Genomic DNA, 13,803 nt, shown 5'->3' on the forward strand with positions numbered 1-13,803 from the left:
CATGGCCGTCCAGATGCTCCGCCGCACGCTGATCTTCGTGGTGAGCGTGCTCGTCGCCTCCGCCGCCGTCTTCGGGCTGCTCGCGGTGCTGCCGGGTGACCCGGCGCAGGTCGCGCTCGGTGTGAACGCGACACCGGACCTGCTCGCGAAGACCCGTCAGGAGTTCGGCATCGACCGACCCCTGCTCACGCAGTACTTCGAGTGGATCGGCGGCGTGCTCTCCGGCGACTTCGGCCGCTCCTACGTGACCCGCGAGCCGATCGGGCCGCAGCTGCTCGACCGGCTCGGCGTCACCACGTGGCTGGTCGGAGCCGGGATGCTGGTCGCGCTGGTGATCGCGTTGCCTGCCGGGGTGTTCGCGGCGGTCCGGCACCGCCGCGCCAGCGGCTCGGTGGTCTCCGGGATCAGCCAGCTCGGCGTCGCGGTCCCCGGCTTCCTGGCGGCGATCGTGCTCGTGCAGGTCTTCGCCGTGCAGCTGCGGTGGCTGCCCTCCGGCGGATGGACACCGCCGGTCGTCGACCCGGTGGCGTTCCTCAGCGGACTGGTGCTGCCCGCGCTCTCGCTCGGCCTCGTCCAGGGCGCCGTCCTGACCCGGTACGTCCGGTCGGCGGTGATCGACGTGCTGCGCGAGGACTACCTGAGAACCGCTCGCGCCAAGGGTTTGACGCCCTATCGCGCGCTGATGCGGCACGGGCTGCGCAACGCGTCGGTGCCCGTGGTGACCGTGTTGGGACTCCAGCTCGCCACGCTGCTGATCGGTGCGGTTGTGATCGAGCGGGTCTTCGTGATCCCCGGGCTCGGCAGCATGTTGCTCGACGGGGTAGCCAACCGGGACCTGTTGACAGTGCAGGGAATCGTGCTCGTCCTCGTGGTGGCGGTGCTGCTGGTGAACTTCGTGGTGGACGTGCTGTACACGGTGCTCAACCCTCGACTGAGGCAGGCGTCATGACGGCGATGACGGTCCGGCGGTCGGCCAGCCCGAGCCTGTGGGTCGGGCTGGGCCTGGTGGGTATGGTCGTGGTGACGGCGCTCGTGTCGTTCCTGTGGACTCCGCACGACCCGACCCTGGTCGACGCGGCACAGCGACTGCGTGGTCCCAGTGGCGACAACCTGTTCGGCACGGACAAGTTCGGCCGGGACCTGGCCAGCCAGCTCATGGTCGGCGCGCGCACGACGCTGTTCGTCGGCGTGGTCGCGGTCGGGGTCGCCGCGCTGGTCGGCACCCCGCTCGGGGTGTTCGCGGCGATGGCGCCCAGGTGGCTCGGCGAGCTCGTGATGCGGGTCAACGACCTGGTGCTGGCGTTTCCGGCTCTGCTGCTGGCGATCGTGTTCGGCGCGGTGTTCGGTGCGGACACGTTCACGGCGATGATCGCGATCGGCATCGCGACCGTGCCGTCGTTCGCGCGCATCGCCCGCAGCGGCACCCTCGGCGTGCTGAACACCGAGTACGTGCTCGCGGCGCGGTCGGCGGGCCGGTCGAGGACGGCGATCGCCGTGCGGCACGTGCTGCCGAACATCGGTGGGCTGGTGATCGTCCAGTCCTCGGTGTCGTTCGCGATCGCGGTGCTCTCCGAGGCGGCGTTGTCGTTCCTCGGTTTCGGCACCCGTCCGCCGACGCCGTCGTGGGGCCGGATGTTGCAGGAGTCGCAGGAGCTGCTGGCGGTGGAGCCCCGGCTGGCGCTGGTGCCCGGAGCCGCGATCGCGCTCGCGGTGCTCGGGTTCAACCTGCTCGGCGACGGCCTCCGCGACCGCTACGACCCCAGACTGGAGGTGCGCCGGTGAGCGCGGACCCTGCCCTCGCGGTGGAGGGGCTTGAGCTGAGCGTCGGCGGCATCGGACTGGTCGGCGGGGTGTCCTTCGCCGTGGCCGCGGGGGAGCGGGTCGGGCTCATCGGGGAGTCCGGCTCCGGCAAGTCGCTGACCGCGACCGCGGTGATGGGGCTGCTGCCGGAGGAGGTGCGCGCGAGCGGGTCGGTCCGGGTGTCCGGAGTGGACCACGATCTCGTCGGTGCCTCGGAGAAGCAGTTCGCGCGGATTCGCGGGCGGCGCATGGCGATGGTCTTCCAGGAGCCGATGACCGCGCTCAACCCGTCCATGCGCGTGGGCGACCAGGTGGCCGAGGTCATGCTCGTCCACGGGACACGACCGGACAAGGCCACCGCGCGCGCCGCCGCGGTGGACCTGTTCGGTCAGGTGCGGCTGCCAGAGCCCCGCGAGATCGCGCGCGCCTACCCGCACCAGCTCTCCGGCGGCCAGCGGCAGCGCGTGATGCTCGCCATCGCGCTCGCCAACGACCCCGCCGTGCTGATCTGCGACGAGCCGACCACGGCGCTCGACGTCACCGTCCAGGCCCGGATGCTGGAGCTGATCCGGACGGCGACGGAGGAGCGCGGCACGGCGCTGCTGTTCATCACGCACGACCTGGCCGTGGTCGCGCAGACCTGCGAGCGGGTGCTGGTGATGTACGGCGGGCGGTTGGTGGAGTCGGGGCCGGTCAGGGAGGTCTTCACCGCGCCGCGTCACCCGTACACCCGTGGTCTGCTCGACGCGTCCGACCTGGAGGCCGTTGACGAACGCGGACGGCTGCGGACGATCCCCGGTGCCGTCCCCGGGGCCGGGGACTTCCCAGGAGGGTGCGTGTTCCGCAACCGCTGCACCGACGCGTCCGGGCAGTGCGCCGAGGTTCCTGATCTGTCCGAAGTGGACGATCGAGGGTTCGCCTGCTGGCATCCCGTTGGAGGTCGCGCGTGAACGTCATCGAAGTGCGCGATCTGCGGCGGGTCTACCGGCGGCCGCGGACCGCGCTGACCACTCCGGGGACGCAGGTCGAAGCGCTGCGCGGGGTGTCGTTCGACCTGCCGACCCGGACGCGGTTCGGCGTGGTGGGGGAGTCCGGGTCCGGCAAGTCCACGCTGATCCGGTTGCTCGCCGCCCTGGACAAGCCCACCTCGGGCACGATCTCCTTCCAGGGCGAGGACATCACCGGGCTCCCGGAGCGGCGCCTGAAGTTCCTGCGGCGCGAGCTCCAGGTGGTCTTCCAGGACCCGATGGGATCGCTGGACCCCAGGATGCGGGTCCGCGACATCATCTGCGAACCCCTTGTCGCGCAAGGGCACTCCGACCCGGCCGGGCGGCTCACGGAGCTGCTGGACGCGGTCGGCCTTCCGGAGCGGTCCGCCGACCGGTACCCGCACCAGTTCTCCGGCGGCCAGCGGCAGCGGATCTCCATCGCCCGCGCCCTCGCGCCGAACCCGAGCGTCCTGGTCGCCGACGAGCCGGTCAGCGCCCTGGACGTCTCGGTGCGGGCGCAGATCCTCAACCTGCTCGCCGACCTGGTCGAGCGGTTCTCGCTGACCCTGGTGTTCGTCTCGCACGACCTCTCGGTGGTACGCCACGTCTGCGACACCGTGGCGGTGATGCGCTCCGGAGAGATCGTCGAGATGGGCGCGGCCGAGGAGATCTACGAAGCACCCCGACACGAGTACACCCGCGAACTGATCGCGGCAGTGCCGACACTGCGAACAGCGCTGCGGAGGTTTTCCGAATGAGCTACCCAGAAGGACTGCCGATCGGAGCCGGATGGGTTCCGGCGGAGCGCACCGAGACGATCCGGTTTCCTTACGACGGAAGCGAAGTGGCGCAGGCGCCGGTGGGCACTCCGGCGCAGGCTCGCGCCGCGATCGACCACGCCGTCGCCGCCGCGCCGCGGATCGCCGCGCTGTCCTCGCGCGTGCGCCGCTCCGTGCTGCTGCGCGTCCACGACGCCGTGGCGCAACGGCGCGCCGAGTTCGAGGACCTGCTGGTCCTGGAGACCGGGAAACCCTTGGTGGACTGCAAGGTTGAGGTAGCGAGAACGCTCGTCACCTTGTCGGCGGCGGCCGAGGAGGTCGCGCGGTTGCACGGCGAGACCGTGCCGCTGGACCTGCTGCCCTCCGGTGACGGACTGATCGGGTTCTGGACCCGCAAGCCGATCGGTGTCGTGGTCGGGATCGCCGGGTTCAACTACCCGTTGCTGCTCGCCACGCACAAGATCGCCCCCGCGATCGCAGCGGGGTGCCCGATCGTGTGCAAACCCGCGCCGCAGACGCCGTTGGCGACGCTGTGGTTGCTGCACCTGGTGCGCGAGGCCGCCGCGGCGGAAGGCGCGCCCGCCGAGATCGCGCAGCTCGTCACCGGCGACGCCGAGGTGGGCTCGGCGTTGGTGACCGACCCGAGGTTGGGAGCCGTGTCGTTCACCGGCTCCGCCGCTGTCGGCCACCGCATCGCCCGTGCCGCCGCGCCCAGGAAAACCTTGCTGGAGCTGGGTTCCAACGCCGCACTGGTCGTCGCCGACGACGCCGACCTGGACGCGGCGGCGGATGCCGTGCTGCGCGGCGGGTTCTACGCCTCCGGTCAGGCGTGCATCTCCGTCCAACGCCTGATCGTCGTGGAATCCGTTGCGGAGCAAGTCCTCTCACGGGTGCTTGACCGCCTTGGCGAGGTCGTCGTCGGTGACCCGCGCGAGGAGAAGACCAGGGTGTCCGCGCTCATCGACGAGAGGTCGACGCGACGGGTGCTCGACTGGATCGAGGCCGCGCGCGCCGCAGGGGCGAAGCTGCTCGCTGGTGGTTCCGAAGTGGACGGTGTGATCGAACCGACCGTGCTCGCGGATGTGCCCGACGGGGTGGACTGCTGGGACGAGGAGATCTTCGGTCCGGTGGTCTGCGTGCGCACTGTGTCCGATGTGGACGAAGCGATCGATGTGGTCAACGCGTCGCGCTACGGTTTGCACGCCAGCGTTTTCACGCGTTCGCTCAAGACCGCGTTCGAGGCCGTTGAGCGACTCCAGGTCGGCGGTGTCGTGGTGAACGAGGTGCCGGGCTTCCGGTCGGACGTGATGCCCTACGGCGGTGTCAAGGACTCCGGGGCGGGCCGGGAGGGGCCGCGCTTCGCGATCGAGGAACTGACCGTGACCAGGATGGCCGTTATCCGGCCCGCGTGACGATGGGAGGGTCCGAAGTGGACTACTCGAAGCTCTTCCGGCTGGACGGCAAGCGGGTCGTCGTGCTCGGCGCGGGCAGCGGAATCGGCAGGGAGTCGGCGCGGGCGTTGGCCGCGCAGGGCGCCGAGGTCGTCTGCGGGGACCGGGATCTCGCCGCCGCGACGGAGACCGCCGAGCTGATCGGGGACGCACGCCCGTACGAGCTCGACGTGCTGGACGCGGACGCGGTGGACGCCGCCGCGAGCGACCTCGGCGAGGTGGACGGGCTGGTGCTGACCGCCGCGACCAACGTGCGCAAACGACTGCTGGACTACACGCGCGAGGACTTCGACAAGGTGATGTCGCTGAACCTACGCGCGACCTTCGACGTGTTCCGCGCCTTCGGCGGGCCGATGACCCGGCGCGGTCGTGGCTCCATCATCGGTTTCTCCTCGATCCGGGCGAACACGGTCGAACCGGGCCAGGGCGTCTACGCGGCGACCAAGGCGGGCCTGGTGCAGCTGGTGCGCACCGCCGCCGCCGAGTTCGGACCATCAGGCGTCCGAGTGAACGCGGTTGCTCCGGGTGTGGTCGAAACCCCGCTGACTGCCCAGATCAAAGCCAGCCCGGACTGGTACCGGGCCTATGCTGCCAAGGGCGCGCTGGGTCGGTGGGCGCTGCCGCAGGAGCTCGCGGGAGCCGTGGTGTACCTGGCTTCCGACGCCTCCACGTTCGTCACCGGCTCGGTTCTGGCCGTCGACGGCGGGTGGACGGCGGTCGACGGCCGATTCGACCCGCCGAACTGAGAGGGGTGCGCCGGTGGAGCTGGCCGACCTGGGAGCCGTCGAGGCCCTCGTGATGTTCCGGTCCGGGGCGGTGTCGCCGGTCGAGATGATCGAGGCGGTGCTCGCCAGGGTCGAGCGGTGCGAGCCCGTGCTGCGGGCCACCTACGCCCTCGACGCCGAGGGCGCCAGGGCCGCGGCCAAGGCGTCGGAGCAGCGCTGGCGGCGGCAGGAACCCGTTGGGGCGCTTGACGGGCTGCCGGTCACCGTCAAGGAGAACGTGGCCACCAGGGGCACCCCGACGCCGCTGGGCACCGCCGCGACGGAGCTGCGGCCCGCCGAGGCCGACGCGCCCGCCGCCGCCCGGCTGCGCGAGGAAGGCGCGGTGATCTTCGCGAAGACCACCATGCCCGACTACGGGATGCTCTCCTCCGGCCTGTCCAGCTTCCACCCGGTGGCCAGGAACCCCTGGGACACCGGCAAAGGCCCCGGCGGCTCCAGCGCGGGCGCCGGCGCGGCCGGCGCGGCGGGATACGGTCCGCTGCACATCGGCACCGACATCGGCGGGTCGATCCGGCTGCCAGCCGGGTGGTGCGGGCTGGTCGGGCTCAAGCCCAGCTTCGGCCGGGTGCCGGTGGACCCGCCCTACCCCGGGCGGGTGGTGGGCCCGATGACCAGGCTCGCCGTGGACGCCGCGCTGCTGATGTCCGTACTGTCCAAACCGGACACCAGGGACCACCTCAGCCTGCCGCCGCAGGAACTGGACTGGCGGTGCCCGCCGGTCCACCCGCGCGGCCTGCGCATCGGCCTGCAACTGGACGCGGGGTTCGGCCTGCCGGTGGACCCCGAGGTCACCGCGGCTGTCACCGAGGCGGCGCGGGCCTTCGAGGCCGCGGGCGCGGCCGTCGAACCGGTCGGCCCGACCATCACGCGGGAGATGCTGGACGGTCTCAACGACTTCTGGCGCATGCGGTTCTGGTCCGACTTCGCGGAGATGCCGCAGCAGCGGCGTGATCTGGTGCTGCCGTTCATCCGCGAGTGGGTGGAGAGCGGCGCGGGGCTCTCCGGAACCCGGGTGTACCGGGGTTTCAGCCAGATGGACGCGATGGCCGTCGCGGCCGAGCGGATGATGCGGCGCTTCGACTACGTGCTCTCACCGGTGTCCCCGGTGCCCGCTTTCGCCGCGGAGCTGGCCGCCCCCACCAACGATCCGCTCGCTCCCTTCGAGCACATCGCGTTCACCGTGGCGTACAACATGTCCGGCCAGCCCGCCGCGTCGGTCAACTGCGGGTTCACCGGAGACGGCCTGCCGATCGGGCTGCAGATCGCCGGTAACCGCTTCGACGACGTCGGGGTGCTCGGGCTGGTCCGGATGTACGAGCGGCTGCGCCCGGCTCAGCCGCCGTGGCCGAGCCCCGACCGGATCGCCCGCTCCACCAACGAATAGGCGGGGTCGCCGGGGTTGCCCCTTGGGCAGCAACGGCGGCTGGCCCACGAACCTCGCCCTCCTCGCCGTAGGGCTCCACCCCCGTGCCCCCATGTGCGCGTGGGCCTGGCTGGCGTGGTCGAGGGTTTCGCGTTTTGTCACCTTGTTGCGCAAAAGAGCGCTCTCATTTCGCATTAAGGCTACAAAACGCGAACTGAGGGGGGTGGTGAGGTGGCGTGGCGTTCGTAGCGGATGGGGAGTCGGCGGTAGCCGGTCAGGCGGGGGGAGTCGGCGGTAGCCGGTCAGCCCGGCGCTGCTGGCCGGCTACAGCGGCAGCCCTGGCAGGACGGGGAGTTCCAGGGCCGCGGCGAGGTCGGTTCGCCTGCGCACGCCGAGCTTGGCGTAGGCGTGCTGCAGGTGGTTCCCCACGGTCCGCACCGACACCGCCAGCCTCGCGGCGATACCGGCGTTGTCCAGCCCGGCGACCGCCAGTTCGCACACTTCGCGTTCCCGCGCGGTCAGCGGTTGCGGACCGGTCACCGGTCCGAGCCACACCCGCCGGAAACCACCGCACTCCGCCAGCTGCTGCTCCGCCACTCGCCCCAGCCTGGCCGCCGCCCGCGAGTCGCCCTTGGCCGCGGCCACGTCCGCGCCCGCCGTCGCCGCCTCCAGCGCCATGCCGTGGTAACCGAGTTCCGCCATGCGCGTCGCCACGGACTCAAGCCCTCCGACGTCGCCGGTCGCCAGGGTGCGGGCGTGTTCGGCGAAGAGGGGGAACGCCGGGCTGTCGCAGCGCGCGGCCAATTCCGTGAGCAGCTCCGCGGCCTGGACCGACGGGCGGAGGCGGCACAGGTAGTACTGGCACTCCACCGCGTTGGTCAGCCGACCGGTCGCGATCTGCCTGTGCACCAAGGATTCCACCAGGTTCGCCGCGTGGGCCGTCTGACCGGAGTTGGCCAGCACCCTGATCTCACCGAAGGTCATGTGGTCGCTGAGCCCGGAGCGCCGCGGCATCCGCGCCCGTGCCTCGGCGATCAGCTCCGTCGTCTGCTCCGGCTCGCGCAGCGCCGACACGCACGCCGCGTACTCGCTGACCACGTACGCCTGGATCGGGAACGGCATCGCGTCGGTGACCAGGGCGCGCGCCTCCCGCAGGTGCGGCAGCGCGTTCCGGACCCGGCCCGACCACGACTCGCACACCCCGCGCTCCAGGGCGATCAGGGCCACCTCCGCCGGGTCGCCCTCGGCGATCGCCTCCGCGTAGTAGCGCTCCGCCGTGCGCAGCGCCTCGCGCGGCCTGCCGGTCAGGGTGAGCGCGTGCAGGTGGCAGGCGCGCGCCGCGCCGCGCAACGAGGCCCAGACGTGGGACAGGCCGAGCTCCCCGAACTCCGCGACCACCTGTCCCGGCTGTCCGGCGAAGGTGCGCAGGTAGGCGCTGAGCGTGGCCGCCGCGCCCGCCACCACCGGGTTCACCGACTCCAGCTGGGCACGGCCCACCGCGCGGATGGCGCCCTTGCCGAAGAAGTCGATCGCCAGCTCCGCGACGCCGAGCTCCGGGGCCGCCACCGCCGCGGTGCGCACCACCTCCTCGGCGGCCTCCGGCCTGCGCAGGCCCCACAGCAGGTTGATCGCCCGGACCGCGATCAGATCGCCGGTGGTCGCCGACCGCAGCAGCGACTCCGCCTCCTCCGCCTTGCCCTGCGCCACCAGTGCCTGGCCGAGCACGCCGACCGCGGCCCGGCGCGGGACCTGCCGCGCCAGCTCCTCGGCCAGTCGCGGGTCGCAGCGGGTCAGCGCGTCCTCGGCCGCGCCGAGCACCTGGTCGTCGGAGACCGCCATCCCCGCCCGCAGCCGCCAGTCGACCAGCCGCAGCCGGTCCTCGTCCGGCCCCGCCGCCACGCCCGCGAGCCGCTGGAAGACCCGCCGCTGGCGCAGCCTGCCGGTCCGCGCGCGGGTGACCTCGCTGTAGAGCGGGTGGGCGCAGCGCACCAGCAGGCGGCTGCCGCCCGGCTCGACGGTGATCAACGACCGGGACTCCAGGCCCTCCAGCACCCGTGCCGGCACCAGCCGCTCCAGGACCCCGGCCTCGACCGGCTCGGCGTGCGCGATGTACTCCATCGCCTCCGCGTCCGCCTCGGTGAGCGTGCCGATGGCCGCCGCGACCGCGTCGCCGAGGCGGGTGTGCGCGGTCAGCGGGCCGCTCCAGCACCAGACCCCGTCGCGCTCGGCGAGCGCCCCGGTCTCCAGGCCGGAGTCGATCAGGTGCCGCAGGAACAGCGGGTTGCCCTGGGTGTTGCGGCACAACAGCTCCGAGGTCAGCCCGTCGACCGGGCCGCCGAGCACGCCGCGCAGCAGCTCGCCGACCTCGCCGCCGGTCAGCGCCCGCACCTCGAACACCTCGACAAGGCCCCGCCTGCGCAGCGCCGCGACCGGCTCGCGTCCGGCGGCCTCGCCGCGCGCGGTGGCGAGCGGCCGGGCGTCCACCGTGGTCACCAGGTGCTGGACCAGGGCGGCCGAGACGTCGTCGAGGAAGTTCGCGTCGTCCAGGCCCAGCACGATCCTGCGCCCGTCGGCCGCCGAGCGCAGCCGCCGGGTCGCGGCGCCGAAGAAGTCCGCGCGCGTGCTCGGCGGGGCGCCCTCCGGCAGCCAGTTCGCGACCGCGGCGAAGGGCATCTCCCGCGTCGCCTCGGAACCGGTGGCCGTGACCACCAGCATCCCGTCCTCGCGGCAGCGCTGGAGCACCGCCCTGGCCAGCCGGGACTTGCCGATCCCGGCCTCGCCGGTGAGCAGCACTCCGCCCCGCTCGCCGCGCCGCAGCACCGCCGCGATGGAGCCCAGCTCGGCGGAACGGCCGATGAGCGGCCAATCCTCTTGGCTCCCAGCGGTCATCGCCGCCGAGTCTAGCCGCCCGGACGGACCCGCCAACCCCTATCGCAGCACGGCAACCCCCCTCGCCGGGAGCTCCACGCGCTTCGCCGCACCCTTCCCCGGCGAGAGCAGGTCGGTCATCGGACGGTCCACGTCCACAGTGGACCCATGCGGATTGTGGTTGAGCAGGAAGAGGAACTCGCCCCGCCGCGCCGCCTGGACGCCGCTCGGCAGCCCGGCGAGCACGGGTTCGACACCCGCCTCGGCGACGACGTGGTCGGAAAGCGCTCGCATCAGCCCGGGATCGGGCCGGGTGCCGAGGTACCACGCGACGCCCTGGCCGAACTTCGCCCTGGTGAGCGTGGGAGTGCCGTCATCGAAGCGCCCCAACACCTCCGCGCCCTCCGTGACGATCCGCTCCGACCACAACATCGCGCCGCCGGTCTGTCCCAGCAGCTCGACCTGGAGCGCGGATCCGGTGTCCAGCGGCAGGAACTCCTCGACCCGCAAGCCCAGCAGCTCGCGGAACGGTGCCGGATAACCGCCGAGGTGCACGCGGTCGGACTCGTCGACGATGCCGGAGAAGAACGACACCAGCAGGTGACCGCCGGTCCGCACGTACTCGGTCAGCCGCGCCGCGTCGGCCTCGCTGACCAGGTACAGGTTCGGCACCACGACGAGGCGGTAGGCGCCGAGGTCGTCGGCCGGGCTCACGACGTCGCAACCGACGTTGGCGTCGAACAGTGGCGCATGGTGTGCCAGCAAAGCGTCGATCTGCTTTACATCACTTGATGGACGGGCGTCCAGCTCCAGCGCGCGCCAGCTCGCCCAGTCCAGGACCAAAGCGACATCGTTGCGCGGTCGTGTCCCGACGATCTCCGGCAGCGACGCCAGCTCCGCACCGAGTGCGGCCACGTCCCGGTGCAACTGGGAGCCCGGCCCAGCGTGCGGAACCATCGCGGAGTGGAACTTCTCCGCACCGCCCCTGGACTGCCGCCACTGGAAGTACATGATGGCGTCGGCGCCCTGGGCCACGGCCTGCCAGCTCCACAGCCGCATCTGCCCGGGTTCCTTGGCGGCGTTGCGTTCCCGCCAGTTCACCGCGCTCGGCGCCTGCTCCATCAGCAACCACGGCTGGCCGCCGCGAGCGCCGCGGTAGATGTCGTAGGTCAGCCCCGCCTCGACATGGGCGCGCGAGTCGAAGGGCTCGGGGTAGGAGTCGAAGCTGACCACGTCCAGCTCCTCGGCCCACCGCCGCAGGTCCAACGCGTGCGAGTAGCCCGCGAAGTTCGTGGTGACCGGGACGTCAGGGGTCAGCTCGCGGATGACCGCCTTCTCCGCCAGCAGACAGCCAAGCAGCTCGTCGGAGGAGAAGCGGGCGAAGTCCAGCTGCTGGGTGGGGTTGTTGAAGGCCGGGACTTGACGGGGCGGCAGCACCTCGGCGAAGTCGTCGTAGCGCTGCGACCAGAACGTCGTCGACCAAGCCTCGTTGAGCTCCGCCACGCTGCCGTACCGGGCGCGCAGCCACGTGCGGAACGCCTCCGCGGAGACGTCGCAGTAGCACACCGGAGTGTCACATCCGTACTCGTTCCCGATGTGCCACAAGGCGAGCGCGGGGTGGTCGGCGTAGCGCCGCGCGATCACCCGCACCAGCCGCGTCGCGTACTCGCGGTACACCGGGCTCGACGGGCAGTACGCCTGCCGGCCGCCCGGCCACATCCTGGAGCCGTCGGCCAGCACCGGCAGGATCTCCTGGTGCTTCCGGGCCAGCCACGGAGGAGGAGAGGCCGTCATGGTGGCCAGTGAGGCGGCGATCCCGTTGGCGGACAGGTTGTCCATCACCTCGTCGAACCAGTCGAAGGTGTGCTCGCCGTCGCGCGGCTCCACCTGCGCCCAGGAGAAGATGCCGACCGAGACCATGGACACCGACGCCCCGCGCATCAAGCGCATGTCCTCGGTCCACACCTCGCGTGGCCACTGCTCCGGGTTGTAGTCGCCGCCGAAGGCGATTCGCCCCATGGGGAGGGTCACGGTGAACTCGCTTCCTTTCTAACCTTTGACGCTGCCCTGGGTCAGGCCACCACGCCAGAACCGTTGCAGGAACACCATCGCGATCATCAGTGGCAGCACGGACACCAGCGCGCCGCCGATGGTCAGCTGGGTGAGGACCGGCTCTCTGTCCGAAGTGGACTGCCACAGCGCGAGTCCGAGGGTGATCGGGTAGAGCTCGGTGTCCGAGAGCATCACCAGCGGCAGGAAGTAGTTGTTCCAGATGCCGACGAACTCGAACAGGAACGTGGTCACCAGCGCGGGCGCCATCATCCGCAGCACCACGGTGTGGAAGATCCGCGCCTCGCCCGCGCCGTCGAGCCGCCCCGCCTCCAGCAGCTCCTCCGGAACGGCCGCGTCGGCGTAGATCCGGCACAGGTACACGCCGAACGGGCTGACCAGGCAGGGCAGCAGCACCGCGAACACGGTGTCGGCGAGGCCGAGCTGGCTGAACAACAGGTACAGCGGCAGGGCCAGCGCGGTGAACGGCACCAGCACGCCGCCCAACACCAGGTTGAACACGGTCTCCCTGCCACGGAACCGGAACTTCGCCAACGCGTAGCCGCACGCCGCGGCGACCCAGGTGGACACCGCCGCGCCGACTCCCGCGTAGAGCAGCGTGTTGCCGACCCACCGCAGGAAGATCCCGTCGTTGTGGGTGAACACCTTCGTCAGGTTGTCGATCAGCTGGGGGTTGAACAGCCACCAGCCGGACGAGCCGTAGAGGTCGCCCGTGCTCTTGGTGGAGGCGATCACCAGCCAGTACACCGGGATCAGGAAGTACAGCGCCGCCACGCACAGCAACGCGGTTACGGTGATCTTCGTGGTCGGCTTCACCGGTCCCTCCTCGCCACGAGCTTGAGGAAGCCGAAGGACAGCACGAACGCGGTCAGCGCCAGCAGCACGGCCTGAGCGGCGGCCAGGCCGTAGTCGTTGTTCGCGAACGCCTCGGTGTACGCGCTGAGGTTCGGGGTGAACCGGACGTCGATCGCGGTGGACAGCTCCTTGAGCACCATGGGTTCCGCGAACAGCTGGAGCGTGCCGATGATGCTGAACACCGTGGTGAGCACGAGCGCGGGCCGGATCAGCGGCAGCTTCACGTGCCACGCGACCTGCCACGCGGTCGCGCCGTCGATGCGGGCCGACTCGTACAGGCTCGGGTCGATCGCGTTGAGCTGCGCGGTGATGACCAGCATGTTGTACCCGGCGAAGCACCAGGTGACGATGTTGGCGATCGACCACAGCACGGTGTCCTGGCCGAGGAAGTCGATCTCCACGCCCAGCAGCTCGGAGAACGGGCTGATCCCCGGCGTGTAGAGGAATCCCCACAGGATCGACGCGAGCACCCCGGGGATGCCGTAGGGCAGGAAGTAGGCGACGCGGAAGAACCCCTTCCACCGCGCGGCTGCCCATCTCGCGTCGATGGAGTCCAAGAACAACGCGAGCACGGTGGCACCCGCGATCATCAGCGGCACCTGCACGATGCCGAACAGCAGGATCCGGCCGATCCCGGCGAGGAATCCCGGTTCCTGCACGGCCCAGAGGTAGTTGGTCAGGCCGCCGAAGACCTGTTCGGCGCCACCGAGCCCCAGCGGGCCGGTGCGCTCGACGACCATCAGGCTGCGATAGATGGAGTAGCCGATCGGCAACAGGAAGAAGGCGGAGAACAACACCAGGAACGGCGCGAGGAAACCGGCGATGGAGAGTCGTCTTCTCATG

The 13,803-nt window shown here is 71.2% G+C and carries 11 protein-coding genes; 7 read left to right on the forward strand and 4 right to left on the reverse strand.

Annotated elements, in window-relative coordinates; translation table 11 throughout:
* Position 1: 1 nt before the first annotated feature.
* From ACFFQA_RS02485 to ACFFQA_RS02515, 7 genes are read left to right on the forward strand one after another with little or no spacing between them, the layout of a single operon-like run.
* A complete protein-coding gene (locus tag ACFFQA_RS02485) occupies positions 2-949 on the forward strand; it encodes an ABC transporter permease (protein WP_377849904.1) in 948 nt (315 codons plus the stop codon).
* Positions 946-1,782 carry an ABC transporter permease gene (locus ACFFQA_RS02490; RefSeq protein ID WP_377849905.1) on the forward strand — a complete coding sequence of 279 codons (837 nt, stop codon included), beginning with the start codon at positions 946-948 and terminating at the stop codon, positions 1,780-1,782. The genes ACFFQA_RS02485 and ACFFQA_RS02490 overlap by 4 nt, the downstream gene beginning before the upstream one ends.
* The gene (locus tag ACFFQA_RS02495) at positions 1,779-2,750 is read left to right on the forward strand and encodes an ABC transporter ATP-binding protein (protein WP_377849906.1); all 972 of its coding nucleotides are present in this window, start codon (positions 1,779-1,781) and stop codon (positions 2,748-2,750) included. The genes ACFFQA_RS02490 and ACFFQA_RS02495 overlap by 4 nt, the downstream gene beginning before the upstream one ends.
* Complete coding sequence (locus ACFFQA_RS02500) at positions 2,747-3,547, forward strand: ATP-binding cassette domain-containing protein (protein ID WP_377849907.1); 801 nt, start codon at positions 2,747-2,749, stop codon at positions 3,545-3,547. The genes ACFFQA_RS02495 and ACFFQA_RS02500 overlap by 4 nt, the downstream gene beginning before the upstream one ends.
* A complete protein-coding gene (locus ACFFQA_RS02505; RefSeq protein ID WP_377849908.1) occupies positions 3,544-4,980 on the forward strand; it encodes an aldehyde dehydrogenase family protein in 1,437 nt (478 codons plus the stop codon). The genes ACFFQA_RS02500 and ACFFQA_RS02505 overlap by 4 nt, the downstream gene beginning before the upstream one ends.
* 17 nt (positions 4,981-4,997) lie before the next feature.
* Positions 4,998-5,765 (forward strand): SDR family NAD(P)-dependent oxidoreductase, encoded by a 768-nt coding sequence (locus ACFFQA_RS02510; RefSeq protein WP_377850208.1) that lies wholly within the window; start codon positions 4,998-5,000, stop codon positions 5,763-5,765.
* Between the two features lie 13 nt (positions 5,766-5,778).
* Positions 5,779-7,188 (forward strand): amidase, encoded by a 1,410-nt coding sequence (locus ACFFQA_RS02515; RefSeq protein WP_377849909.1) that lies wholly within the window; start codon positions 5,779-5,781, stop codon positions 7,186-7,188.
* A 303-nt stretch (positions 7,189-7,491) separates the two neighbouring features.
* On the opposite strand, the gene ACFFQA_RS02520 is transcribed toward ACFFQA_RS02515, so the two are convergent.
* Genes ACFFQA_RS02520 through ACFFQA_RS02535 form a run of 4 tightly spaced genes read right to left on the reverse strand, consistent with a single transcriptional unit; the run spans position 7,492 to position 13,802 of the window.
* Positions 7,492-10,056, reverse strand: a complete 2,565-nt coding sequence (locus ACFFQA_RS02520; RefSeq protein WP_377849910.1) for a LuxR C-terminal-related transcriptional regulator — start codon at positions 10,054-10,056, stop codon at positions 7,492-7,494.
* Positions 10,057-10,095: 39 nt separating this feature from the next.
* A complete protein-coding gene (locus ACFFQA_RS02525) occupies positions 10,096-12,066 on the reverse strand; it encodes a beta-galactosidase (RefSeq protein ID WP_377849911.1) in 1,971 nt (656 codons plus the stop codon).
* An 18-nt stretch (positions 12,067-12,084) separates the two neighbouring features.
* Positions 12,085-12,921 (reverse strand): carbohydrate ABC transporter permease, encoded by an 837-nt coding sequence (locus tag ACFFQA_RS02530; RefSeq protein WP_377849912.1) that lies wholly within the window; start codon positions 12,919-12,921, stop codon positions 12,085-12,087.
* Complete coding sequence (locus ACFFQA_RS02535; protein ID WP_377849913.1) at positions 12,918-13,802, reverse strand: carbohydrate ABC transporter permease; 885 nt, start codon at positions 13,800-13,802, stop codon at positions 12,918-12,920. Before ACFFQA_RS02535 ends, ACFFQA_RS02530 begins: the two co-directional genes overlap by 4 nt.
* Between the last annotated feature and the right edge of the window lies 1 nt (position 13,803).

Origin of the sequence: Allokutzneria oryzae (assembly GCF_042429765.1) — a bacterium.
Lineage (GTDB): Bacteria > Actinomycetota > Actinomycetes > Mycobacteriales > Pseudonocardiaceae > Allokutzneria > Allokutzneria oryzae.